Below are 23,954 nucleotides of genomic sequence, written 5' to 3'. Positions count from 1 at the left end.
AAAAGCGGCAGAAAGCCGCTCTTACGGGAATAAATTGTACGCGCCGCTCAGGAAGGCTGGCCGGAGAGCACCCGGGCACGGTCCAGTCCGAGGGCTTCGAGCATGGGACGGAACTTGGACCAGGTTTCCTCCAGCTCCGCCGCGGGGTTGGAACCGGAAACGATCCCGCAGCCCGCGAACAGGCGGACAGCCTGGGGGTCTTCGATGACGGCGCCGCGCAGCGCAATGCCCCATTCACCGTTGCCGGAGCCGTCGAACCAGCCGACTGGACCGGCATAGGGGCCCCGGTCCATGTGTTCAAGTTCACTGATGAGTTCCCCGGCCACGCTGGTGGGATAGCCGCAGACGGCGGCGGTCGGGTGGAGGGCTTCGACGAGGTCCAGCGAGCTGGGCACCGCGCCGTCTTCGCTCCGAAGCTCGGCCGTGACGTCCGAGGCGAGGTGCCATACGTTGGGCAGCTCCAGGACGAACGGTTCGCTGTGCGAGGTCATGGAGGAGGTGAAGGGTTCAAGCTGGCGGGTTACTGAATCGATGGCAATTGCGTGTTCGTGCTGCTGCTTTTCCGAACCGGCCAGGACGCGCTTGGCATAGTCCGGATCATCCAGCGGGGCAGTGGCACGGTCCAGGGTTCCGGCCAGGACACGGGCACGGGCCTTGCCGTCCTCCACCTTGATCAGCATTTCCGGGGTGGAGCCGATGAGCCCGTCCACGGAGTAGGTCCAGCAGCTCTGGTACCGCAGCGCCAGTTCCCGCAGGACCTGCGCCGTCGCAATGGGAGCGGAGAGGCTCGCAACGATGTCCCGGGCCAGCACGATCTTGCTCAGCTCACCGGCGGCAATGTGCGCCACGGACCGTGCCACGGCGTTCTTCCACTCGGATTCGGAGAGCATCCCGGGAAGGATGGTGTCGCTGCCGAGGGACAGCGAGTCAGCGGAAATCTCTTCGAGGTACCCCGCCAGGGCCGTAGCCACGGACTCGCGGTCCAGGACTGCATCCGGGTCCAGGGTGGTCTGCGTAACCCAGGCGGTGCCGTTGCGGGAACCGACGATGATTTCCGGCACGACGACGCGGGACAGGAAGGGGGACCGCTTCGAGAATGCGAAGGAGCCGAAAGCTGCGAGTCCGGTTCCCGGAACCTGCACCTCGTCGTCCACCTGCGCATCGGCGCGCACGGCGTTCCACCAGTTTCGGGCGGAGTCGAAACGGTCCGGGCCCGTGGAGGTGTGGCGCAGGACTTCTCCGAATCCCACCAGGCCTTCGCCGTGGCGGATCCAGCACAGCTGGTCATTGCGGACCAGGTATTCAAGCAGCCCGATGGCGGCCGACGGCACGCCCAGGGCAATGGTGAGGGAACGCAGGGTGGTCATAATGCCTCCAACCCTACTCCGCCTCCCTGATACCCCCATATCCCGAAGCGCAGGCAGCGTTGAGGAACACACGGGTATGTGGCCCATGACCAACCGGTACACGCCGGTTCGGCGGCCTGCGCTTTGTTTGAGACAATGAGCGGGTGAAGCGTGCAACTTTGGAAAAACGCCCCGATGAAGTCGCTGCCATGTTTGACGAGGTGGCCCCCAAGTACGACATCGTCAACGATGTTCTGTCCATGGGCCAGACCCGCCGCTGGCGGCGCCTGGTGGTCGACGCCGTCGGAGCCCGTCCGGGATCCCGCGTGCTGGACCTCGCAGCCGGCACCGGTACCTCCAGCGAGCCCTATGCCGACGCAGGCGTTTCGGTTGTTGCCTGCGATTTCTCCCTGGGCATGCTCAAGGTAGGCAAGCGCCGCCGCCCGGACATCGACTTCGTCGCCGGAGACGCCACCAACCTGCCGTTCGAGGACAACTCCTTCGACGCCACCACCATTTCCTTCGGCCTGCGCAACGTCAACGAGCCAAAGAAGGCGCTGGCAGAGATGCTGCGCGTCACCAAGCCCGGCGGCAAGCTGGTCATTGCCGAGTTCTCCTCGCCGGTGGTTCCGCTGTGGCGGACCATGTACACGGAATACCTCATGCGCGCGCTGCCTCCGATCGCACGCAAGGTGGCCTCCAACCCGGATGCCTACGTCTACCTCGCAGAGTCGATCCGCGCCTGGCCGAACCAGGATGAACTGGCGGCCTGGATCGCCGCAGAGGGCTGGGAGAGCGTCGCATACCGCAACCTTTCGGGCGGCATCGTTGCCATTCACCGCGCTGTGAAGCCTGCGGAGGCAGCCGGAGCGTGAGCGTCCTCATCGTCGGCGCCGGCCCGGCCGGCTCCACCGCCGCCTATTACCTGGCTTCGGCCGGGATCGACGTGACGGTCCTGGAGAAGACGGCGTTCCCGCGCGAAAAGGTGTGCGGCGACGGACTCACCCCGCGTGCCGTCCGTGAAATTCAGCTCCTTGGCCTGCCGCACCATGAGGCAGACGGCTGGCGGCGCAACAAAGGCCTCCGCCTGATTGCCGCCGGCCGCACCATCGAACTGCCATGGCCGGACCTGGATGACTTCCCTTCCTACGGCCTGGTCCGCACGCGCCTGGGCTTCGACGAGGAACTGGCGGAGCATGCCCGCGCTGCCGGTGCCCGCATCCTTGAACGCCACAGCGTCACCGAGGCACTCCGGAACGACGACGGGCGGGTACGCGGCGTCGTCGCGAATGTCCTTGACGAAAACGGCCGGAAAACGGGCGAGGTGCGGGAATTCACCGCCGACGTCGTGCTGGCCGCAGACGGCAACTCCACCCGCACGGCGCTGAGCCTGGGGCTCGAAAAGCGCGATGACCGTCCGCTGGGCGTTGCCGTGCGCACCTACTTCACGTCCCCGCGCACCAACGATGACTGGATGGAAGGCTGGCTGGAACTGCCCGACGCCGCGGGCAACCCGCTGCCGGGGTACGGCTGGGTCTTCGGCGTCGGTGACGGGACCTCCAACGTCGGCCTGGGCATCCTGAACTCCTCCAAGGAATTCGGCCGCCTCGACTACCGCCAGGTCCTGCGCGACTGGACTGCCGGCATGCCCGCTGAATGGGGGTTCACCCCGGAAAACCAGGTGGGGGAGATCCGCGGCGCAGCCCTGCCGATGGGTTTCAACCGCACCCCGCACTATTCGCCCGGGCTGCTGCTGCTTGGCGATGCGGGCGGCATGGTCAGCCCGTTCAACGGTGAGGGCATTTCCTACGCCATGGAGTCCGCGCGCTTCGCGGCCGATTACATCGTCTCCGCCGAACAGGCCCGCAGGACCCCCGGAATCCTGGCACCGGAGGCGGCGTACGACGCCGCGCTGGAGGGTTACGCCGGACGCGTCCGGTCCGAGTGGGGCAGCCACTTCACCCTGGGCCGCGTCTTCGCCGGCCTCATCGGCAAACCCGCCGTGATGAAGCTGGCGCTGCGCACCGGCATGCCAATCCCCGTCCTGATGCGATTCGTGGTCCGGATGCTGGCCAACCTCACGGACGACTCGCCGCGGCGGATCGAGGATAGAGTGATTGCGTTGATGGAAATGCTGGTTCCGGCCGCCTCCAACCAGGACGGCGCGCCGCAGCCCGTTCAGGGCGCGGGCCGCAATGCCAGAGTTTGACCCTGCCAACCCGTCCCCACGAGAAGTTAGCCTTGAACAGTGACTGAATCCACCAATGCCAGCCCGGATGCCCTCGGGGACGCCGAGATGGCGCTGCCTCCCGGGTTCACCCCGCTCGCGGAAGATCCCGTCCTGGGCCCAGCCATTGTGGCCGGCCTGGAAAAGGTCGAAGAGGAACTGCGCGAGGCGATCGCCAATTCGGACCCCTTCGCGGACGCAACCTCCCGGCACCTGATGGAGGCGGGCGGGAAGCGCGTGCGCCCGCTGCTGGTCCTGCTTGCTTCCCACCTGGGCCCGAACCCGGGCAATGACCAGGTGCGAATGGCCGCCGTCGTTGTTGAGCTGACGCATCTTGCCACCCTCTATCACGACGACGTGATGGATTCCGCGCCCGTGCGCCGCGGTGCACCGACCGCACACGAAGTCTGGGGGAACTCCGTTGCCGTCCTGACCGGCGACCTGATCTTTGCCCGGGCATCCTCACTGGTCTCGCTCCTGGGCGCCGAAGCCCTCGGCATCCAGGCCCGCACCTTCGAGCGCCTGGTCATGGGCCAGCTGCAGGAGACCATGGGGCCGGCCGACGGCGAAGATCCCCTGGCCCACTACCTCTCCGTCATTGCGGGGAAGACCGGATCGCTGATTGCGGCCTCGGGCCAGCTGGGCGCGCTGTTTGGCGGAGCAGATCCGCAGACCGTGAAAATCATGGTGGACTACGGCGAGAAGGTGGGCGTGGCCTTCCAGCTCGCCGACGACGTCATTGACGTTGCGGGCCTGCAGGACAAGTCCGGCAAGACTCCTGGAACGGACCTGCGGGAAGGCGTGCCCACGCTGCCGGTGCTGCTGCTGCGCCGCAACGCTGCCGCCGGGGACGCTGAAGCAGCTGCTGTGCTGGAGCTCGTGGATTCTGACCTGACCTCCGACGAGGCGCTGGCCGCCGCCGTCGCGGCCGTCCGCGGCAACCGCGCCACCGCCGAAGCCTGGGAGGTGGCCCGCCAGTGGGCCGCCGACGCGGTCGCGGCGCTGGCACCGATGCCGGACTCGGTCATCAAGTCCTCGCTCGCGGCCTTCGCTGAAGCAGTCGTGGAGCGCGAAGCCTAATCGGCTGAACCAGCCTCAAAACCCTTAAAAGCAGAACGGCTGCCCGGTTTCCACCGGGCAGCCGTTCTGCGTTCGGGCCTTAGTCCTCGTCGTCTTCGAAGACCCACTCGAACATGTCAAAGACGTATTCGCTGAACGTTCCTTCTTCGCTCTGCCATTCGCCGCGCGCGTTGTTCCGCCGCCAGACGATGGGGTCCGGAACGTCCAGCTGGCCGGCACGGAAGCCCCAGGCGAACTTCTCGTCCTCATCCTCCAGGAACAGCAGGAACCCGTCTTCGAGTTCGAGCTCGTCCGGATCCCAGAAGAAGTGGTACGCCTCCATGAGGTCCTCGCAGCCGCCCAGCGCCAGGTAGAACTCACGCAGGACGAGCGGGATGGAGAAGTCATGCTCATCGAGCATCTCGTCGAGTTCATCGGCGCTCAGCCCGTCTTCGGGACGCCAATTGTCCTCGAGGTACTTCGGGACCAGGGCACGGAATTTATCGAGGAACATTTCACTCATTGCGGGGGGCTCCAACGTTGCAGACGGACGAACTTCTATCCTAGCCGCGGGCGGGGACGGTCCCTGACGTGCAGGGGTCCAGGCCCCGGCCTCTCAGGCAGTGCGGCGGGCCAGGCCGGGGTAGTCCAGCACCACGCCGTCGGAATCCACGGTAATTTCGGCGGTGAACCCGCCGGAATCGGAGGAGTAGAGGACAATCGCGCTGCCGCGTTCGTCCCGGTAGGGGGACACCTGGGAGTACACCTGCTCGCTGGCAAGGACCCGGAGGCTGGGTACCTCCACCCACGCCATGGTCAGCCTGGTCTCATCCGGCGGGGCTGAGTTGTTGAGCAGGTCCAGCCGCAGGATTGGCATGGTGTTCGTGAGCGGGCAGAGGCCAAGGTCGCAGTCCTGGGCATTGTCCAGGGACCTTGGATCCTCAATGCCGGGGGCGGGCAGGTCCACGCTTCCGCTGGTGCTTGCGTGGGAATCCCAGCGCCCGTCGATGGACCGGACGAGTTCCAGTGAACGGGACCAGCCTTGCCCGGTCACCTTGACCTCGAGCCTGCGGGTGACCCAGCCGGGGGAGGTGGACAGGGACCAGGTGACACAGTAGTCGTCGCAGGTGGATGTGCCGCTGGCGGCCAGCTCGCTTTCGCGAAAGGATACGACCGCGGAATCCCGGCGTCCGGGGTCGTCAATGCCCGCCCAGTGAAGGGTCCTGGCGGGCTTAGCTGGCAAGTCCATCCCTACAGCGTAAAGTCCGGCCTAAACCGGCACAAAACCGCGCCGCCCGGCCGAAGCCGCGCTTCCGCGGCCCGGGACAGGGGCGGGCTGCCTAGGCGGTGAGGCGCCGCACACTCAGTGCGAGGTACAGATGCACGCGGTCGGCAGTCACGGCCGGGTCATACCCGGAGAGGTCCGCAATCTGCGTGAGCCGGTAGCGGACGGTATTCCGGTGCAGGCCCAGTGCCTGGGCCACCTTCGCCACGGAACCGTTGACGGCCAGGTACTTTTCAAGCGTCGGGACCAGCTCGGCGTCGTGGGCCGCGTCGAAGGCCAGCAGCGGATCCAGCGCCTCCGCCGCCAGGTCGGCCAGCGGAACGTCACGGCTGGCCATCAGGAGCGACGCCAGGCTCAGCCGGTCCGGTTCGTTGACGGCGGCCCCGCGCAGCAGGCCTTCCTTGGCCTCGTAATATCCCCAGCGCAGGCCGGCGGGTTCGGCGTATGCGCCTCCCACGCCCACCTTGGCCGGGATCCCGGCTTCCTGCAGGTAGTCGCCGAGCTCCGCTGCGAGGACGGCCGGATCGCCGTCGGGAACCCAGACGGCCAGCCGCTCCTCGCAGGTGGCGCTCACGGCGTCCTGCAGCGCCGGGGGCAGGGGCAGGGAGGCGAGCAGCTTGGCCTGCGCGGTCCCGGCTTCCACCAGGAGCGTCAGCTGCCGCCGTTCCGTGCTGACCCCGGCGGCCCGGAGGCGGTGGACGGCATCCTGGCCCGTGAGTTTGCCCGCCACAATGTCATCGAGCAGCTGGCCGTTGACTGCCCGTTCGCTGACCCTCCGCCGGGCCTGGTTGTTCAGCTCCACGCTGATCAGGCTCTGCGCGTAGGCAAGCAGGTCCGGATGGCCGAAGGGCTTGGCGACGGAAAGCGTGCAGCGGTCCCTCATGCCCGTGGCGATCGGCAACCGGTGCCAGGCGGTCTGCGTGCCCGGGCCGGTTGCCCGGAGGCTGGTGGAGAAGACCTCGGCGCCGTACTGCTGCAGGGCTACGTCGGTTCCCAGGATTCCGGCCAGGTCCTTCAGCAGGCCGGTCAGCCCGCGGCCCGAAAGCAGCGCCTTGGCGAGGACCTGGTGCCCGGAGAGCAGCTCCTGGAGCTGTTCAACATGGTCCGCGGAAAGGGCATCGGCCACGAGCTTGCCCACCGCGATGAACGGGGTACGGTAGGGGACCTCGAACACCGGCAGGCCCAGCCGGTTTGCTTCTTCGAGCAGGGGGCCGGGCACCCGTTCCAGGCTCAGGCCGGTTCCAAAGCCGATCGCCAGGGCACCGGCACGGTGCACGCTCTCCACGAACCGGCGCTGCACGGCTCCGGTCCGCTGGCGCATTCCGGTGGTGAGCACCACCTCCCCTCCGCTGAGGAAGGGGGAAGGGTCTTCGAGTTCGGTGACCGCAACCCACTGGACCGGTACCGGGGTGACGGCAGCGCTGCCGCGGATGGCGAGGTCCAGGTCTTTGGCGGACAGCAGATCGGTGAGCGAGATAGGCACGCAACAACTATAGGGGCAGTCTTTTGGGCGCTTGCACCGCAGACGCAACATGTCATTGTGCGGGTGTCCGTGCCTTATCGCGTCCTCGGCGCGTAAATTTGGATCACTGCGGCGCAGTGCATCCATCACTTTTCGCATATCCGATTCCCCTGTCGAAAGAGGCAACACCCATGAGCACCTCAGCTACCGCCCCGGCCTTCCGGCTGGAACAGAAGCGGAACATCACCGGTTCCTTCCCGGGCCCGAAGTCCGCCGCCCTGAATGAGCGCCGCGCCGCTGTGGTTGCCAAGGGCGTTGCGTCCAGCGTCCCCGTCTACGTCCAGGATGCCGACGGCGGCATCATCGTCGACGTGGACGGCAACTCCTTCATCGACCTCGGTTCCGGCATTGCCGTGACCAGCGTCGGAGCGTCGGACCCCGCCGTCGTGGCAGCTGCCCAGGAGCAGGTTGCGCACTTCACCCACACCTGCTTCATGGTCACCCCGTACGAGGGCTACGTCGCCGTGGCCGAGAAGCTCGCCGAGGTGACCCCCGGGAGCCACGAGAAGCGCACCGTGCTCTTCAACTCCGGTGCCGAAGCAGTCGAGAACGCCATCAAAATTGCCCGCTCCGCAACCGGCCGCCAGGCCGTTGTGGCCTTCGACCACGCGTACCACGGCCGCACCAACCTGACCATGGGCCTGACGGCCAAGGCCATGCCGTACAAGACCGGATTCGGCCCCTTCGCTTCCGAGATCTACCGCATGCCCATGAGCTACCCCTACCGGGAAGAGAACCCGGAGATCACCGGCACCGAAGCTGCCGACCGCGCCATCCTCGCCATCGAAAAGCAGATCGGCGCGGACCAGCTGGCTGCCCTCCTGATCGAGCCCATCCAGGGCGAAGGCGGCTTCATTGTCCCGGCTGAGGGCTTCCTGCCGCGGCTGGCCGAGTGGGCCAAGGCCAACGGCATTGTCTTCATCGCGGACGAGGTCCAGTCCGGCTTCTGCCGCACCGGCGAGTGGTTCGCCGTCGAGCATGAGGGTGTTGTCCCGGACATCATGACCATGGCCAAGGGCATTGCCGGCGGAATGCCGCTTTCCGCCGTTACCGGCCGCGCAGAACTGCTCGACGCCGTCCACCCGGGCGGCCTGGGCGGCACCTACGGCGGCAACCCGGTTGCCTGTGCCTCCGCGCTGGCCGCCATCGAGACGATGGAAGGCCAGGATCTGGCCGGCCGTGCCCGCCGCATCGAGGAAATCACCGTTCCGCGCCTGCGCAAGGTTGCCGAAGAGACCGGTGTCATCGGTGAGGTCCGCGGCCGCGGAGCCATGCTCGCACTCGAACTGGTCAAGCCGGGCACCAAGACGCCCGACGCCGCAGCCGCCAAGGACATCGCGGCTGCCTGCCTGGCCGAGGGCGTCATCATCCTCACCTGCGGAACGTACGGCAATGTCATCCGCCTGCTTCCGCCGCTGGTAATCAGCGAAGACCTGCTCTCCGACGGCCTGGACGTGCTGGAAGCAGCCATCCGCGCCCAGGCTTAGCAGGCCCCGCAGTACCTAACGGGCGGTATCCGGTAACTCCGGATGCCGCCCGTTTGCGGTTTCCGGACCCTGCGGGGCTCAGTTACCGGAGGGAGTGCCCGCGAAGCCGTGGATCAGGGCATCCAGCCCGGTTTCAAAAGCCTGCTCGGCAGCCTTGCCGCTTTCCCGCCCGGGCGCTGCGGCAACGGCCGCAGTGAAGAGCGGGCTTTCCGAGGCCAGGGACCCGGTATCGAAGATGTCTGTCGGGGCAACGGCGTCGAAGGCCGAGCCAAAGATAAAGGACTCCAGGGCCACGATCGCCGGAATGATCCTCGCCTGGTTCCAGCCCGCGCGCAGGAAACCCTCGGTGACGGCTTCGTACATGGCCAGCGTGCGCGGCGCGCCGGAGACCTGCAGGACGGCAATCACGGCGATCAGCGGAGTGTGCCGGGCAAAGACCTCCCGGTAGGAGCGGGCCCAGGTCCGCACCGCGTCAGGCCAGTCAAGCTCCGCGAAACAGGCCGTGTCCACCCCGGCCATCAGGTGGTCCTGGATCCATCGCAGTACTTCGGCCTTCGAGGACGCGTGGTTGTAGAGGGCCGACGGCGCCACCTGCAGCCTCGCCGCCAGGGAAGACATGGTGAAGCCTTCGTAGCCGCGGGACGTGATCACCTCAAGGGCGGCTGCTGTGATGTTTTCCTGTGTCAGGACACGCTGTGACGGACGGCCGGCACTGCGCCGTGTGCGTACTCCCGCCATCACGCTCCTTCAGGGGTCTGGGGCACCCGGGTGCCCAAAATTAATATTCGCACAGACTCTCCCCGCAGGGCCGGGGGTCCGCTAGAGTGTCCGTACAAATGAACGCTGTTCATTTATGTGAGTCGAAGACAGCGTTCGGTTTGAGCGGCCGGAGGTCGGCCGCTGGAGAGAGGAAACACAGTGCGAACCCTGGAACGGAACGTCGTCATTATTGGTGCAGGCCCGTCCGGCCTGACCGCGGCGAGGAAACTGAAGGCTGCCGGCCTGAGCGTGGCAGTGCTGGAGGCGCGGGACCGCGTGGGCGGGCGCACCTGGTCGGACACGATCGACGGCGCATTCCTGGAGATCGGCGGACAATGGATTTCCCCGGACCAGGAAGCCCTTAGCGAGCTCGTCGAGGAACTGGGCTTGGAAACCTTCCCGCGCTACCGCGAGGGGGAGTCCGTGTATATCGGCTCGGACCACCGTGCGGTCCGCTATTCCGGTGACATGTTCCCGGTTGCCGAATCCACCGCGCAGGAAATGGAACGCCTGATCACCCTCCTGGACGAACTGACGGCCAAGACCGATCCGGCGGCACCGTGGACGCATCCGGACGCTCGGGCGCTGGACACCATCTCCTTCTCCGCCTGGCTGCGCGAGCAGTCCTCCGACGAGGAAGCCTGCAACAACATTGGACTGTTCGTCGCCGGTGGCATGCTCACCAAGCCCGCGCATTCCTTCTCCACCCTGCAGGCGCTGCTGATGGCGTCCTCCGCGGGTTCGTTCTCCAACCTGGTGGATGAAAACTTCATCCTGGACCGCCGGGTGGCCGGCGGCATGCAGCAGGTCTCCGAACGGATGGCCGCTGAGCTGGGTGAGGACGTCATCCTGGGCGCACCGGTCCGGACGCTCCGCTGGAGCGAGGAGGGTCCGTCCGTCACGGCAGAGGCCGACGGCGTCACCGTCCACGCGCGCTACGCCATCATGGCCGTTCCGCCGAACCTGTACTCCCGGGTCTCCTTCGATCCTCCGCTGCCGCGCCGCCAGCACCAGATGCACCAGCACGTCTCCCTGGGACTGGTCATCAAGGTCCACGCTGTGTACTCCAAGCCGTTCTGGCGCGAGGCCGGGCTCTCCGGAACCTGCTTCGGTGCCCATGAGCTGGTCCAGGAGGTCTACGACAACACCAACCACAAGGACAGCCGCGGCACCCTGGTGGGCTTCGTGTCGGACGAGAAGGCCGACGCGATGTTCGAACTCAGCGCCGGCGAACGCCGCCAGGCGATCCTCGAATCCATCGCCGGCTACCTCGGCGAGGAGGCCCTGAACCCCGAGGTCTACTACGAATCCGACTGGGGATCCGAGGAATGGACCCGCGGCGCGTACGCCGCCAGCTACGACCTCGGCGGCCTGCACCGCTACGGCCCGGACCAGCTGGCACCCGTCGGCCCCATCCACTGGTCCTGCTCCGACCTCGCCGCCGAGGGCTACCAGCACGTCGACGGCGCGGTCCGTATGGGTGCCAAGACCGCCGAGCGCATCGCTGCGCTGTACAAGGGCTAAGAACCGATGCGCTACGTAGTCGGTTACACGGCCACTGAACGCGGCAGGGACGCATTGTTCCTGGCCTGCACCATTGCCCGGACCCAGGGGGCTTCCCTGGACCTGGTGATCGTGGACCCGGAGGAGTCGCCCTTCACCGCGGTGTATCCGCCGGAACGGACGTACTCCACCCTGCTGGCACGCCAGCTTCGGGACTGGCTGGATGAAGCGCTGGCCCTGGTGCCGGCGGACATCGAGGCCAGGGGACACATCCGCACCGCCGACTCGGACGCGCGCGGCCTCATCGAAGCCGCAGAGGAATTCGCTGCGGGCCTGATCGTGGTGGGCGCCGGAAGCAACGGCCTCTTCAAGCGCTTCACGGTCGGCAGCGCTGCGAACGCCCTGCTCCATGCGGCAAGCGTGCCGGTTGCCCTCGCACCGCGCGGCTACAGCCGGATGGATCCGCTCACCCGCATCACCTGCGCAGTAGGGGAGCGGCGCGGCGCCGAGGACGTCCTGGAAGTTGCCTGCGCCTCGGCAGCCCGCCGCGGCGTTCCCCTCCGCCTGCTCTCCCTGCTCGCGCTGGACGCCCCCGGCGACGCCGCCGTGGAGGAAGCACAGCTCCACATTGACGACAGGGTGCAGCGCGCGCTGTCCCTGACCGGCGGCAGGTGTGAGGTGGCAGGCGTGGTGGCCCAGGGCAGGACCATCGAAAACGCCGTGGACGAGCTGGACTTCGACGACGGCGAGATCCTCATCATCGGCTCCAGCCGGCTTGCCCGGACCAACCAGCTCTTCCTCGGTGCCACCGCCTCCAAGGTCCTGAGGAGCTTGCCGGTTCCCATGGTCGTGGTTCCCCGGAACTACACGCCCGCCCCGCAGCGCCAGACGTCAGGAGAACCGCAGTGAGCAACCGCACCAGCACCAAAAACACTGCCGGGGGCACTGGACTGAGCAGCAAGGGGCTGAAGGGCGGACAGGTTGGGCTGATTGGCGCCGTCGTCATTGGCATTTCCTGCATCGCCCCGGCGTACACCCTGACGTCCGGGCTGGGCCCCACCGTTTCGGAGGTGGGCGTGCAGCTTCCGGCCATCTTCCTGGTCGGCTTCATCCCCATGATCCTGGTGGCCCTCGGCTACCGGGAACTGAACAACGCCATGCCGGATTCGGGTACGTCCTTCACCTGGGCCACCCGTGCGTTCGGTCCCTGGGTGGGCTGGATGGGCGGCTGGGGGCTGATTGCCGCGACGATCATCGTGCTCTCAAACCTTGCGGCCGTGGCGGTGGACTTCTTCTACCTCATGCTCGCGCAGGTCACCGGTAACGATTCGCTGGCGGACCTGACCCTGAACCTGCCGCTGAACATCGCCACCACACTGGTCTTCGTGGCCATTGCCTGCTGGATCTCCTACCGGGGGGTGGAGACCACCAAGACCGTCCAGTACGTGCTGGTGGCCTTCCAGCTGATCGTCCTGGCCTGGTTCTCAATCGCTGCCTTCTCGCACGTGGCCGGAGGCACCGCCTTCGATGCGACGCAGATCAGCTGGGACTGGTTCAACCCGTTCGCGGTCGAATCCTTCTCCGCTTTCGCCGCCGGGGTTTCACTGTCGATCTTCGTCTACTGGGGCTGGGACGTCACCCTCACCATGAACGAGGAAACCAAGGACCCGGACAAGACTCCGGGCCGTGCGGCCACGGCTACGGTGTTTGTCATTGTGCTCATCTACATGATGATCGCGCTGGCTGTGATCTCCTACGCTGGTGTGGGCGACGGCGAGCTGGGTGCCGGCAACCCGGAGAACCAGGAGAGTATCTTCGCGGTCCTGGCCACCCCGGTGATGGGACCGTTCGCGATCCTGATGTCCCTGTCCATCCTGTCCAGCTCCGCCGCCTCGCTGCAGTCCACGTTCGTCTCCCCGGCGCGGACCCTGCTGGCGATGGGCCACTACCGTGCCCTGCCCAGGCGCTTTGGCCGGATCAGCCCTGCCTACAAGTCCCCGGGCTACGCCACCGTGGCTGCCGCCGTTGCGGCGTCGGCGTTCTACGTGGTCACGCGCCTGCTCTCAGAAAACGCGCTGTGGGATACCATCACGGCGCTGGGCCTGATGATCTGCTTCTATTACGGCATTACCGCGCTGGCCTGCGTCTGGTACTTCCGGCGTGATGCGTTCGAGAGTGCGCGGTCCTTCCTGCTGAAGTTCCTGGCACCCGCGATTGGCGGCATCATCCTGTTCGTCATGTTCATCAAGACGGCCTTCGATTCGATGGACCCCAACTACGGGTCCGGCTCCTCGGTGGGCGGCGTAGGACTGGTGTTCGTGCTGGGCATGGGCGTGATCATCCTGGGCGCGGTGCTGATGCTTGTGATGTACCGGATTCATCCGGGCTTCTTCCGCGGCGAGACGCTGCGGACCGGAGACTCGCGTTCGGCAGCGGAAGCCGAGCGCTCCGAGGTCTAGCCGCCAAAAAACGAAGTGCCCCTGGTTCTCTCCGCGAGGACCAGGGGCACGCCGGTCAAGCGCTAGACGGCGGCAGCGGCGCGCCGGATTCGTGCCCGCCGCGGCGAACCCAGCATGTCGATGCTCAGCAGCACCAGGGCCAGCCAGACCAGCCCGAAGCCGGCCCAGCGTTCGGCCGGCATCGCCTCGTTGAAGACCAGCAGTGCGAGCGTGAACTGCAGGATCGGAGCCAGGTACTGCAGCAGGCCCACGGTGCTCAGGGGCAGGCGCCGTGCCGCGGCGCCGAAGAACACCAGCGGAACGGCGGTGGCAATGCCGGAGGCGGCCAGCAGCCAGAAGTGTGCGGGCCCCTCGGCCAGCAGGGTTCCGGAGCCGGTCACCGCCAGGACTCCCAGTACGACGGCGGCGATGGGGGTGAGCACGGCGGTTTCGATGGTGAGGCTGGAGACAGCATCAACCCTCCCGCCGACGTTCTTTTTTACCAGCCCGTACAGGCCGAAGCTAAAGGCCAAAGCCAGCGCGACCCAGGGAACCGTCCCGTACCCGAAGGCGAGCACCAGCACGGCGATGAATCCCACCGCCATCGCCGCCCACTGCAGCGGACGCAGGCGCTCCTTGAGGACCAGGACCCCCAGGAGGACGGATATCAGCGGGTTGATGAAGTAGCCCAGCGCCGCTTCGACGGCATGCCCGTTCAGGACAGCCCAGGCGAATACCAGCCAGTTCACCGCAATGAGCAGAGCTGCCGCGGTCAGGGTAATAAGCGCCCGGCGGTCCTTCATGGCGGTCAGCGCCTTCCGCCACGAGCGCATGACCGTCAGCAGGACCGCACAGAAGACAAGGGAGAACACCACGCGGGCAGCGACGATTTCAACCGGTCCGGCGGGCTCGAGCAGCAGGAAGTAGAGCGGGAGGACGCCCCAGATGCCGTAGGCGCCGATGCCAAAAAGCAGTCCGGAGGTGCTCGCCTTCTCCTCCGGTGCGGCTGGCGCGGAAGGGGTGCCGGAGGTGGTCCCGGAGGAAACAGGGGCGGCGGTCCGCGGCGCTGCTCCGGACAGCGGCGCGCTGGGGGAATTCTCGTTGGCCATGTGCGGTGCAACCCGCTACGCCGTGGGCGTATTCCCGGCCGTTGGAGCGCCTCCGTTTAGACGCTGCGGAAGGAGGCAATTAGAATATAAAAACGTGCGCCATTTGCGTGCCACGACTCCCAAGTAGAAGGACTCTAAGTGTCTAACTCAGCTCCGGACAGCTCGCAGCGTCCCATGCGAGTCGCAATTATCGGTGCTGGTCCGGCCGGCGTGTACGCCGCTGACATCCTGACCAAAGCGGACCGCGACTTCGAAGTCAGCATTGATCTCTTTGACCAGTACCCGGCACCCTACGGCCTGATCCGATATGGAGTGGCCCCGGACCATCCCCGTATCAAGGGCATCGTCAACGCACTTGAGAAGGTGCTGGACCGCGGCGACATCCGCTTCCTCGGCAACGTGAACTACGGCCGTGACCTGACCCTGAAGGACTTCCGGCACTTCTACGACGCGATCATCTTCGCAACCGGTGCCCTGAAGGACGCCCCGCTGGATATCCCCGGGGTCGAGCTGGAAGGCTCATTCGGCGGCGCCGACTTCGTCTCCTGGTACGACGGCAACCCGGACGTGCCCCGCGACTGGCCCCTGGATGCCAAGGAAATCGCCGTCATCGGCAACGGGAACGTGGCCCTCGACGTCGCGCGCATCCTTTCCAAACATGCGGATGACCTGCTGACCACTGAAATTCCCTCCAACGTCTACGAGGGCCTGAAGAAGTCTCCGGTCACGGACGTGCACGTCTTTGGCCGCCGCGGCCCGGCCCAGGTGAAGTTCACGCCGCTGGAGCTGCGGGAGCTCTCGCATTCCCGTGACGTGGACATTGTCCTGTACCCGGAGGATTTCGAATTCGACGAAGCCTCGGATGAGCAGATCCGCACCAATAACCAGACCAAGACCATGGTCAACACGCTGACCAACTGGCTGGTCGAGGAACAGGACACCGGAGCTTCGCGCAGGCTGCACCTGCACTTCCTGCACTCCCCGGTGGAGATCCACGATGATCCCGCCACCCCCGGCAAGGTTGCCGGCATCAAGATGGAGCGCACGGAACTCGACGGTACCGGCAACGCCCGGGGCACCGGCGAAATCATCGACTACCCGGTCCAGGCCGTCTACCGCGCCGTTGGCTACTTCGGGTCCGAGCTGCCGGAAGTTGGCTACGATTCCCGTCGCGGCGTCATCCCCAACGAGGGAGGCAGGGTAGTGGACACCAGTGGCGCACCGGTACCGGGCATCTACACCACCGGCTGGATCAAGCGCGGTCCGGTTGGCCTGATCGGCCACACCAAGGGCGATGCGCTGGAGACCATCGGCTACCTGCTCGAAGACCGCCGCACCCTGCCCGCCGCCGAAGAGCCCGAGCCCGGGGCGATCATCCGCCTGCTCGAGGAGCGCGGCGTGGAGTACACCACCTGGGAGGGCTGGAAGCGCCTCGACGCCCACGAGAAGACGCTGGGCGCCGGCTATGTCCACGGCGATCCCGGAGTTGGGGACCTGGTCCGCGAGCGCGTCAAGGTAGTTGACCGCGAAGAGATGACCCGCGTCTCCCGCGAAGGCAGCAACTAGGCCTAGTCCCCGTTTACTGAAGCCAGGCCCGCAGGGGCCTGGCTTCAGTGCGTTAACGCCCGGCCGCCGCAAGAGCGGCGGGCGCACCTCTGGAACTCGGGAGTGAGCCGTGTCACTATGGACGGGCAGCCGCTGGCTGCCCGGAACGGCAACGCGGATCCGCGCCTGCTCCGGCCCGAACGGTCTCCTTATCGACGCGGATAGGTTGGACGGTGCAGCAGTCTTCCAGTGCCCTGCAGGCAAGGGTCTTCCGGAACCCCGAGAGCCTCCAGCGTGACGCCTGGCGCGCGCATGAGAGCCTGCGTTCCCAGGGCGAAGTCCTGGACGTCCTGCGGCCCGGGGTGCGCGAGTCCTGGCAGCGTTCGCTGCGGCACCACCCGGATCCCGACGCGGCGAGGTCCGCCCTGGTCCTTGAAGGTGCCGAACTGGACGCGTACCGCCAGTCCCATCCGCTGGCCTCGATCATGCCGGTTATCCAGCGCCTCCTTGTTGAACCGGGCAGGGACACCGGCCTGCTGGTTGCCGTGGGCGACCAGCTGGGGCGGCTGCTGTGGGTGGACGGAGATCCGGAACTCCTGCGCCGGGCGGAGAACATGATGTTCATGCCCGGAGCGGACTGGTCCGAGCACGCGGTGGGAACCAGCGCTCCCGGCACCGCGCTCGCCACGGGCCGCAGCGTGCAGATAGCCGGAGCGGAGCACTTCAGCCCGCAGGTCCATCCCTGGTCCTGTACGGCCGTTCCGGTCCAGGATCCTGAGTCCGGCAGTGTGCTGGGCGTGGTGGACATAACCGGCAAGGAAGAAGCCGTTGCGGTCCACACACTGGCCCTGGTCCAGGCTGCGGTGGCGGCGGCCACTGCCCAGCTCAGGGTCGAACGCCTGCAGACCAGCGGGGCCCGCCAGGCCCGGCGCGGCAGCGAAACCCGCACTCCCCGCTCCACGCTCTACCAGGACAGCCTCCAGGTCCTGGGAACAGACACCGCAGACCTGTGCGTGGACGGGAACCGGGTGCAGCTCAGCCAGCGCCACTCTGAACTGATGACGCTTCTGGCGCTGCACCCGCGGGGACTGAGCGCCGAAGAGCTGGCGGATCTGGCCTACCCGGAGGCCGCCTCTGTTGGCAGCGTGCGCGCGGAGATGCTTCGCCTGCGCAAACTCCTCTCCCGCTCGGTCTCAGCACGCATTGTTCCCGGCTCCCGGCCCTACCGCCTGCCGGCGGAGATCGTGCTGGATGCGGGGCAGGTCCGTGCCTGCCTCTCCCGCGGTGCCCACCGGCTGGCACTGAATATCTACAAAGGTCCCGTGCTTCCGCATTCCCAGGCCCCGGGCATAGTGGAACTGCGCCGGGGCCTCAGCGCCGAGCTGCGCGAAGCGGTCCTGGCCGAGGCCGGACTCGAGACCGTGCTGCAGTACCTCAAGCTTGAGGAGGCTGCGAACGACGCCGAGGCGTGGCGCCTGGCGCTTCGCCTCCTGCCCCCTCGTTCCCCGCGCCGGGCGGGGATAGTCGCCGGACTGCAGCGGATTGAACGTGACTTGGCCTAGGGGTGGTTCTCCTTGCCGCTCCCGGCTGCCCGTACTCCGGCTGGCTCGTCCGCCTGCGGGCTGGACACCGGCTTGATCCGCAGGCTGGTCAGGAAGCCAATGAGCAGGGCTACGGCAGCGATCCAGCCGGCCAGGGAGGCGCCGCTGGTCATGGCGTCACGCGCGGCGTCCGCAATGAACGCGGTCTGGGGATCCGCTGCCAGTGCGGTGATGCTGCCCCCGGATGTGGCATTCACCGAGTCCACGGCACCGGAAAGCTGGGGTGTGCCGGCAACGGCGTCAGCAACCGCGTTCTCCGTGCCGGTTCTCAGCGTCGTGAAGAACGCCGTTCCCAGGACGGCAATGCCCAGGGCAGAACCGGTCTGCCGGGCGGTGCTCTGCGTGGCGGACCCCTGGCCGCTCTTCGCGAGGGGAACCTCGGCCAGGATGACGGAGGTCAGCTGGGCGGTGGCCAGCCCTACGCCGATGCCGTAGAAGAGCAGGATGGGGGAAGTGAGCCAGGCGGTGCTGTCCGGGCGGATCAGCAGTGCCAGCGCGGAGATGCTGAGGATTTCGAGCGCCAGGCCCATCCGCACCACCACCACGGGGCTGTACTTCCGCGCCAGTGAGGCGACCCCGCCGGAGGCGAGGAAGGAACCGATTGCCAGGGGCAGCAGGGCAAGTCCGGCCTCGAATGCGGTGTAACCCAGCACGTTCTGGAACCACAGCGGCAGCGAAAGAATCAGGCCGAACTCTCCGAAGCTCACAATCAGGGCGGTCACGTTGCCGTTGGCGAAGGATGGGATGCGGAACAGGGAGAGGTCAAGGATGACACCCTTGCCCGCTGCGGTCCGCGAGCGCTCCAGCAGCACGAAGCTGACCAGGGCCACGGCCGCCAGCCCGAAGGCCAGTGGAACAGGGGAGAGGGTTCCCACCGTGAACGGCGCGTCGTCGGCGGCGTCCCACCAGCCGTAGCTCCGTCCTTCGATGAGGCCGAAGACCAGCGCGCCGAAGCCCAGAATTGACAGTGCGGCCCCGCCCAGGTCCAGTCGCTGGGCGGCTCCGGTCACGGCTTCGGAGGATTCGGCCACGAACAGCAGCAGGCCTGCAACTACCAGCACGCCCACCGGAATGTTGATGCCGAACGCCCAGCGCCAGCTGGCATTCTCGGTCAGCCAGCCTCCCAGCAGCGGGCCGACGGCGGCCATGCCGCCAATCGTTGAGCCCCAGACGGCGAACGCGATGCCGCGGTCCCGGCCCTGGAAGTTGGCGTTCAGCAGCGCAAGCGTGGTGGGCAGGATCATTGAGCCGCCCAGGCCCTGGACCGCGCGGCCGAGGATCAGGATGCCGCCGGATTCGGCGACGGCGCACAGCACCGACGCTGCGACAAAGAGCACGACGCCGGTGAGCATGATCCGCCGCCGGCCAACCCGGTCCGCAACCCGCCCCCAGGTCAGCAGCAGGGCGGCGAAGAGCAGCGTGTAGATTTCCTGCACCCACTGGATTTCGGTGCTGGAAATGCCCAGGTCCCCGACGATCGAGGGGACAGAGACGGACACGATCGTAGCGTCCATGATGATCATTGCCACGCCGAGGCTGATAGCCAGCAGGCCCCACCAGCGGTAGCGGATATACCGGCTGGGCACCCGTTCGGAGCCGGTACCCGGAAGTTCGGAAGTCATTAGCGTTCCTTATATCTCGATTACTAAGAAATTGCCCTAGGTAACCATAAACCCGCTCGGTGCGGGCCGCCAGACGGTACGCGGTTGTCCCTGCTACGCAGATGCTACGTCCGCCTGAGTACCGTTCACCACACCGATGGACACGACACCGACGTTGTGTACCAACGCTCGAATATGAGGAGCAGACACGTCATGACCGTTTACGCGCAGCCCGGCCAGGGCGAGGCACTTGTTTCATTCAAGCCCCGCTACGAGAACTGGATCGGCGGAGAATGGGTCGCCCCCGTGAAGGGCGGCTACTTTGAGAACGTTTCACCGGTAACGGGCAAGGTCTTCTGCGAAGTGGCCCGGGGCACCTCCGAGGACATTGACCTGGCACTGGATGCCGCGCACAAGGCAGCACCGTCCTGGGGCAGGACCTCGGTAGCCGAGCGGGCCAACATCCTGAACCGCATCGCGGACCGGATCGAGGAAAACCTCGAAATGCTCGCCGTCGCCGAGACCTGGGACAACGGAAAGCCGGTCCGGGAAACCCTGGCCGCGGACATGCCGCTGGCCGTGGACCATTTCCGGTACTTCGCCGGTGCCATCCGCGCGCAGGAAGGCACCCTCTCCCAGATTGATGACAACACCACGGCCTACCACTTCCATGAGCCGCTGGGAGTCGTGGGACAGATCATCCCGTGGAACTTCCCCATTTTGATGGCCACGTGGAAGCTGGCCCCTGCACTCGCGGCCGGCAACGCCGTCGTGCTCAAGCCTGCAGAGCAGACGCCGGCCTCCATCCTGGTGCTGGCCGAGCTGATCGCGGACCTCCTCCCCGCCGGTGTGCTGAACATTGTCAACGGATTCGGCGTGGAGGCCGGCAAGCCCCTGGCATCCTCCAAGCGCATCCGTAAGATCGCGTTCACCGGCGAGACCACCACCGGCCGGCTGATCATGCAGTACGCCAGCCAGAACCTCATCCCGGTCACCCTGGAACTGGGCGGCAAGAGCCCGAACATCTTCTTCGCCGACGTCGCCGCCCGGGACGACGCGTTCTACGACAAGGCGCTGGAGGGTTTTAATATGTTCGCCCTCAACCAGGGCGAGGTCTGCACCTGTCCCTCCCGTGCCCTGGTCCAGGAATCGATCTATGACTCCTTCATGTCTGATGCCCTGGCCCGGACCGCCGCGATGGTGCAGGGCAACCCGCTGGACACCAACACCATGGTGGGAGCCCAGGCCTCCAATGACCAGCTGGAAAAGATCCTCTCCTACATGGATATTGCGGGCCAGGAAGGAGCCAAGGTCCTGGCGGGCGGCAAGCGGAACGTGCTCGACGGCGACCTCGCCGGCGGCTTCTATGTGGAACCGACCGTCTTCGAGGGCACGAACAATATGCGCATCTTCCAGGAGGAGATTTTCGGCCCGGTGGTTTCAGTGACGAGGTTCTCTGACTACGGTGAGGCCATGGCGATTGCCAATGACACGCTCTATGGCCTGGGTGCAGGAGTCTGGTCCCGGGACGGCAACACGGCATACCGTGCGGGCCGTGACATCCAGGCCGGACGCGTCTGGGTGAACAACTACCACGCCTACCCCGCGCACGCGGCGTTTGGCGGGTACAAGTCCTCCGGCATCGGCCGCGAAAACCACGCCATGATGCTGGACCACTACCAGCAGACCAAGAACCTGCTGGTCAGCTACGCCGAGTCCAAGCAGGGCTTCTTCTAGGACACCGGTTCCACCTGCCAGTCCCCAAGCAGTGCACCCCCTACTAAGGAGATCCACATGGAACGCATGCAGGCCGCCGTCGTAAACACCCTTGCCGAACCGCTCACGGTAGGCGAGACGGATGTTCCGAGCCCCGGACCGGGGCAGGCCCTGGTCAAGCTGGTATCTACCGGGGTCTGCCACACGGACCTGCATGCGGCCCAGGGGGACTGGCCGGTGAAGCCCAGCCCGCCCTTCATTCCCGGACATGAAGGGGTGGGCCGGGTGGTCTCGCTCGGGGAAGGAGTAACCGAGCTGAAGGAAGGCGACATTGTGGGCAACGCCTGGCTGTGGTCCGCCTGCGGCGTCTGCGAGTACTGCCGCACAGGCTGGGAAACCCTGTGCGAGCAGCAGCAGAACGGCGGCTACACCGTCAATGGGTCCTTCGGCGAGTACATGCTGGTGGACGAGAAATTCGCCGCCCGGATTCCCGAGGGGGCGGACCCAGTGGAAGTGGCGCCCGTGCTCTGCGCCGGCGTCACGGTCTATAAGGGGCTCAAAGTGACGGACACCAGGCCAGGGGAGTGGGTGGTTATTTCCGGAATCGGCGGGCTGGGACACGTGGCCGTGCAGTACGCCAGGGCGATGGGCCTCCGGGTTGCCGCGGTGGACATCGCCGAGGACAAGCTGGCCCTGGCACGCGAATTCGGTGCCGAGGTCACGGTCAACGCGCTGAACGAGGACCCGGCGGAGGCAATCCAGGCCCAGACCGGGGGTGCCCACGGTGTCCTCGTGACGGCAGTGCATCCCTCGGCCTTCGGCCAGGCGATCGGCATGGCCCGCCGCGGCGGAACCATCGTCTTCAACGGCCTGCCTCCCGGAGATTTTCCGGCTCCGATTTTCGACATCGTGCTGAAGGGGCTGACCATCCGGGGTTCGATTGTCGGCACCCGCCAGGACATGGTGGAGGCCCTCGACTTCTACGCGCGCGGCCTGATTCATCCCAAGATTGCCACCCGGCCGCTGGATGACATCAATGACATCTTCGATGAACTGGCCGCCGGCAGGATCGACGGCCGGGTGGTGGTCGAGTACTAATGGACCAGGCCACTGACCACATCCTGGGCGCCGCGCCCGCCCTGCCCGGAGAAACCATGTCCCGGGTGGGCCTGACGCCCGCGGCCCAGGAGCTGCTCAGGTACCTGAGGCAGCAGCATGGGCCGCTAATGTTCCACCAGTCCGGCGGCTGCTGTGACGGTTCCTCTCCCATGTGCTACCCGGAGGGGGACTTCATCACCTCCGAAGCGGACGTGCTGCTGGGTGTCTTTGACCTGGATGGCGACGGCATTGGGTTCTGGATGTCCGCAGAGCAGTTCGAATACTGGAAGCACACGCACCTGACCGTCGACGTCGTGACCGGGCGGGGGAGCGGATTCTCGCTTGAGGCACCGGAGGGAAAGCGGTTTCTGATCCGCTCCCGGCTGCTGGATGTGACCCAGTAGTCATCAGGTAGTAAGGTTACTGTTTAATTCCTCCGCAGCCTCAGGCGGCGCAGGATTGGACGGTACATCATGATGCCTCGAGCGGGGCGGGAATGAGGAACACCATGGTTAGGAAGATGACTTTTCTGGCAGGGATCGGCGTCGGTTACCTGATTGGTTCCAAGGCCGGCCGGGAGAAGATCATGTCCCTGTGGAACGATCCCAAGGTCCAGGACACGGTCAACCACGGGACCGAGTGGGCCAAGGAAAAGGTGCCGGGGATCCAGGACAAGGTCACCGGGGCAGCCAAGGACGCTGCGTCCTCCGCCAAGGATGCGGCTGCGCACGCCAAGGACAGCGTCACCGGCGGCAGCTCCAGCAGTTCGTCCGGTTCGTCCGGATCGAGCGGTTCCTCCTCCGTGGCAGGAACGGCCAACCCGGCGGACAAGTCGCACACCTCCGGTGGGGATTCTGCGATGGATCCGGCTCGCCCGCAGCCCGAAACCCGCTAGGCCGCGCCGGGGCTCCGGCCCCGCGTACAGCAGGATGATGCCCGTCCCGGGAAGCCGGGGCGGGCATCTCTGTGTCCACATCCGCCTCTGGGTGGAAGAATTTGCCTCTCGTGCAAACTTGCACGTAGTGTAGCGATGTGACTGAGCAGCAGGTTTCCCGCAGGCAGCAGAATAAGACCGCGACCCGCCGGGCGATCGCCGATGCCACCCTGGAACTGGTCCGCAGCAGAGGCGCCGGCCAGTTCACCATTGACGACATTGCCGAGGCAGCCGGGATCTCCCGCCGGACCTTCTTCAATTACTTCCCCAGCACCACGGCGGCACTCAACGTCGCCATGGAGGACTTCCTGGACGGCGTGCTGGGCCACTTCCAGGCGCGTCCGCACAACGAGAACATCGTGGACTCGATGCTCCATGCCCTCTCCCAGCCTGCCGATCCCGCGAACCTTGCCGTCATGGCCGAGCTGCACGGCCTGGCGGAACAGAACCCTGACATGGCGCGGGTCCACCTCGAAGCCTGGGATCATGCCGAACACCGGATTGTGGACTCACTGCAGACCCGCCTGGGCCAGGAGGCGGACCCGTTCTACACCAGCACCCTCGTGGCCGCGGTCCTCGCCTGCGGGCGCACCGCGTTTGCACAGTGGCAGCACCGCACCCGGGGAAAGATCACGCCGCAGACCCTCACGCTGCTTGAGGAACTCTTCTCTGAAGCCATCGGGTTCCTCCGCGACGGCTTCAGCCGCTAGACAGCCCCACCCGA

General features: G+C 66.4%; 21 protein-coding genes. 14 read left to right on the top strand and 7 right to left on the bottom strand.

Features of this window, described 5'->3' with window-relative positions; genetic code table 11:
- Nucleotides 1-47: 47 nt before the first annotated feature.
- Nucleotides 48-1,370 (bottom strand): isochorismate synthase, encoded by a 1,323-nt coding sequence (locus GD628_RS02915; RefSeq protein WP_152274212.1) that lies wholly within the window; start codon nt 1,368-1,370, stop codon nt 48-50.
- A gap of 140 nt (nt 1,371-1,510) precedes the next feature.
- Between GD628_RS02915 and GD628_RS02910 the strand changes: the two genes are divergently transcribed.
- From GD628_RS02910 to GD628_RS02900, 3 genes are all read left to right on the top strand, one after another.
- The gene (locus tag GD628_RS02910) at nt 1,511-2,221 is read left to right on the top strand and encodes a demethylmenaquinone methyltransferase (protein ID WP_152273775.1); all 711 of its coding nucleotides are present in this window, start codon (nt 1,511-1,513) and stop codon (nt 2,219-2,221) included.
- The gene (locus GD628_RS02905) at nt 2,218-3,555 is read left to right on the top strand and encodes a geranylgeranyl reductase family protein (RefSeq protein WP_091602302.1); all 1,338 of its coding nucleotides are present in this window, start codon (nt 2,218-2,220) and stop codon (nt 3,553-3,555) included. Before GD628_RS02910 ends, GD628_RS02905 begins: the two co-directional genes overlap by 4 nt.
- 87 nt (nt 3,556-3,642) lie before the next feature.
- Nucleotides 3,643-4,653, top strand: a complete 1,011-nt coding sequence (locus tag GD628_RS02900; protein WP_091603700.1) for a polyprenyl synthetase family protein — start codon at nt 3,643-3,645, stop codon at nt 4,651-4,653.
- A 79-nt stretch (nt 4,654-4,732) separates the two neighbouring features.
- Here the strand turns inward: GD628_RS02900 and GD628_RS02895 are convergent, their stop codons facing one another.
- From GD628_RS02895 to GD628_RS02885, 3 genes are all read right to left on the bottom strand, one after another.
- Entirely contained in the window at nt 4,733-5,155 is a 423-nt protein-coding gene (locus GD628_RS02895) for a hypothetical protein (protein WP_152273774.1), read from the bottom strand.
- Between the two features lie 93 nt (nt 5,156-5,248).
- On the bottom strand, nt 5,249-5,881 hold the full coding sequence (locus tag GD628_RS02890) for a putative glycolipid-binding domain-containing protein (protein WP_091602312.1): 633 nt from the start codon (nt 5,879-5,881) through the stop codon (nt 5,249-5,251).
- Between the two features lie 91 nt (nt 5,882-5,972).
- Nucleotides 5,973-7,400, bottom strand: a complete 1,428-nt coding sequence (locus tag GD628_RS02885) for a PucR family transcriptional regulator (RefSeq protein WP_193313184.1) — start codon at nt 7,398-7,400, stop codon at nt 5,973-5,975.
- A gap of 170 nt (nt 7,401-7,570) precedes the next feature.
- On the opposite strand from GD628_RS02885, the gene gabT reads away from it, so the two are divergent.
- Nucleotides 7,571-8,926, top strand: coding sequence for a 4-aminobutyrate--2-oxoglutarate transaminase (gabT, locus tag GD628_RS02880; RefSeq protein WP_152273772.1), 1,356 nt, complete (start codon nt 7,571-7,573; stop codon nt 8,924-8,926).
- A gap of 78 nt (nt 8,927-9,004) precedes the next feature.
- Here gabT and GD628_RS02875 read toward each other — a convergent pair whose 3' ends face one another.
- Nucleotides 9,005-9,664, bottom strand: coding sequence for a TetR/AcrR family transcriptional regulator (locus tag GD628_RS02875; RefSeq protein ID WP_152273771.1), 660 nt, complete (start codon nt 9,662-9,664; stop codon nt 9,005-9,007).
- 180 nt (nt 9,665-9,844) lie between these two features.
- On the opposite strand from GD628_RS02875, the gene GD628_RS02870 reads away from it, so the two are divergent.
- The 3 genes from GD628_RS02870 to GD628_RS02860 are packed head-to-tail and all read left to right on the top strand — an operon-like array spanning nt 9,845 to nt 13,647.
- Nucleotides 9,845-11,209: a flavin monoamine oxidase family protein gene (locus GD628_RS02870; protein WP_091602326.1), complete on the top strand. Its 1,365-nt coding sequence runs from the start codon at nt 9,845-9,847 to the stop codon at nt 11,207-11,209.
- A 6-nt stretch (nt 11,210-11,215) separates the two neighbouring features.
- The gene (locus GD628_RS02865; RefSeq protein WP_152273770.1) at nt 11,216-12,097 is read left to right on the top strand and encodes a universal stress protein; all 882 of its coding nucleotides are present in this window, start codon (nt 11,216-11,218) and stop codon (nt 12,095-12,097) included.
- On the top strand, nt 12,094-13,647 hold the full coding sequence (locus GD628_RS02860) for an APC family permease (protein WP_091602331.1): 1,554 nt from the start codon (nt 12,094-12,096) through the stop codon (nt 13,645-13,647). The genes GD628_RS02865 and GD628_RS02860 overlap by 4 nt, the downstream gene beginning before the upstream one ends.
- Before the next feature lie 62 nt (nt 13,648-13,709).
- Here GD628_RS02860 and rarD read toward each other — a convergent pair whose 3' ends face one another.
- A complete protein-coding gene (gene rarD, locus GD628_RS02855; RefSeq protein WP_152273769.1) occupies nt 13,710-14,735 on the bottom strand; it encodes an EamA family transporter RarD in 1,026 nt (341 codons plus the stop codon).
- A gap of 138 nt (nt 14,736-14,873) precedes the next feature.
- Between rarD and GD628_RS02850 the strand changes: the two genes are divergently transcribed.
- The gene (locus GD628_RS02850; protein ID WP_152273768.1) at nt 14,874-16,301 is read left to right on the top strand and encodes an FAD-dependent oxidoreductase; all 1,428 of its coding nucleotides are present in this window, start codon (nt 14,874-14,876) and stop codon (nt 16,299-16,301) included.
- Between the two features lie 212 nt (nt 16,302-16,513).
- Entirely contained in the window at nt 16,514-17,842 is a 1,329-nt protein-coding gene (locus GD628_RS02845; protein ID WP_226802311.1) for a GAF domain-containing protein, read from the top strand.
- On the opposite strand, the gene GD628_RS02840 is transcribed toward GD628_RS02845, so the two are convergent.
- Nucleotides 17,839-19,503, bottom strand: coding sequence for a DHA2 family efflux MFS transporter permease subunit (locus GD628_RS02840; RefSeq protein ID WP_152273767.1), 1,665 nt, complete (start codon nt 19,501-19,503; stop codon nt 17,839-17,841). The two genes, GD628_RS02845 and GD628_RS02840, sit on opposite strands and share 4 nt — an antisense overlap.
- 192 nt (nt 19,504-19,695) lie before the next feature.
- Between GD628_RS02840 and exaC the strand changes: the two genes are divergently transcribed.
- From exaC to GD628_RS02815, 5 genes are all read left to right on the top strand, one after another.
- Nucleotides 19,696-21,219 carry an acetaldehyde dehydrogenase ExaC gene (gene exaC / locus GD628_RS02835; RefSeq protein ID WP_091602343.1) on the top strand — a complete coding sequence of 508 codons (1,524 nt, stop codon included), beginning with the start codon at nt 19,696-19,698 and terminating at the stop codon, nt 21,217-21,219.
- A gap of 57 nt (nt 21,220-21,276) precedes the next feature.
- Nucleotides 21,277-22,296, top strand: coding sequence for an alcohol dehydrogenase AdhP (gene adhP, locus GD628_RS02830; RefSeq protein WP_176697538.1), 1,020 nt, complete (start codon nt 21,277-21,279; stop codon nt 22,294-22,296).
- Nucleotides 22,296-22,700 carry a DUF779 domain-containing protein gene (locus tag GD628_RS02825; protein WP_091602346.1) on the top strand — a complete coding sequence of 135 codons (405 nt, stop codon included), beginning with the start codon at nt 22,296-22,298 and terminating at the stop codon, nt 22,698-22,700. Before adhP ends, GD628_RS02825 begins: the two co-directional genes overlap by 1 nt.
- Nucleotides 22,701-22,816: 116 nt before the next feature.
- Nucleotides 22,817-23,191, top strand: a complete 375-nt coding sequence (locus GD628_RS02820) for a hypothetical protein (protein ID WP_091602349.1) — start codon at nt 22,817-22,819, stop codon at nt 23,189-23,191.
- A 137-nt stretch (nt 23,192-23,328) separates the two neighbouring features.
- On the top strand, nt 23,329-23,940 hold the full coding sequence (locus GD628_RS02815; RefSeq protein ID WP_091602352.1) for a TetR family transcriptional regulator: 612 nt from the start codon (nt 23,329-23,331) through the stop codon (nt 23,938-23,940).
- The last annotated feature ends 14 nt before the right edge of the window (nt 23,941-23,954 follow it).

It is taken from the genome of Arthrobacter koreensis (genome assembly GCF_009193255.1).
In the GTDB taxonomy this organism is placed as follows: domain Bacteria; phylum Actinomycetota; class Actinomycetes; order Actinomycetales; family Micrococcaceae; genus Arthrobacter_B; species Arthrobacter_B koreensis.
This window is presented reverse-complemented; position numbering and strand designations above follow the sequence as displayed.

Coding starts and splice junctions, on each gene's coding strand:
- GD628_RS02900 (WP_091603700.1), top strand. CDS start 3,643: ATGGCGCTGCCTCCCGGGTTCACCCCGCTCGCGGAAGATCCCGTCCTG.
- GD628_RS02895 (WP_152273774.1), bottom strand. CDS start 5,155: ATGAGTGAAATGTTCCTCGATAAATTCCGTGCCCTGGTCCCGAAGTAC.
- GD628_RS02890 (WP_091602312.1), bottom strand. CDS start 5,881: ATGGACTTGCCAGCTAAGCCCGCCAGGACCCTTCACTGGGCGGGCATT.
- gabT (WP_152273772.1), top strand. CDS start 7,571: ATGAGCACCTCAGCTACCGCCCCGGCCTTCCGGCTGGAACAGAAGCGG.
- GD628_RS02875 (WP_152273771.1), bottom strand. CDS start 9,664: ATGGCGGGAGTACGCACACGGCGCAGTGCCGGCCGTCCGTCACAGCGT.
- GD628_RS02865 (WP_152273770.1), top strand. CDS start 11,216: ATGCGCTACGTAGTCGGTTACACGGCCACTGAACGCGGCAGGGACGCA.
- rarD (WP_152273769.1), bottom strand. CDS start 14,735: ATGGCCAACGAGAATTCCCCCAGCGCGCCGCTGTCCGGAGCAGCGCCG.
- GD628_RS02840 (WP_152273767.1), bottom strand. CDS start 19,503: ATGACTTCCGAACTTCCGGGTACCGGCTCCGAACGGGTGCCCAGCCGG.
- exaC (WP_091602343.1), top strand. CDS start 19,696: ATGACCGTTTACGCGCAGCCCGGCCAGGGCGAGGCACTTGTTTCATTC.
- adhP (WP_176697538.1), top strand. CDS start 21,277: ATGGAACGCATGCAGGCCGCCGTCGTAAACACCCTTGCCGAACCGCTC.
- GD628_RS02825 (WP_091602346.1), top strand. CDS start 22,296: ATGGACCAGGCCACTGACCACATCCTGGGCGCCGCGCCCGCCCTGCCC.
- GD628_RS02820 (WP_091602349.1), top strand. CDS start 22,817: ATGACTTTTCTGGCAGGGATCGGCGTCGGTTACCTGATTGGTTCCAAG.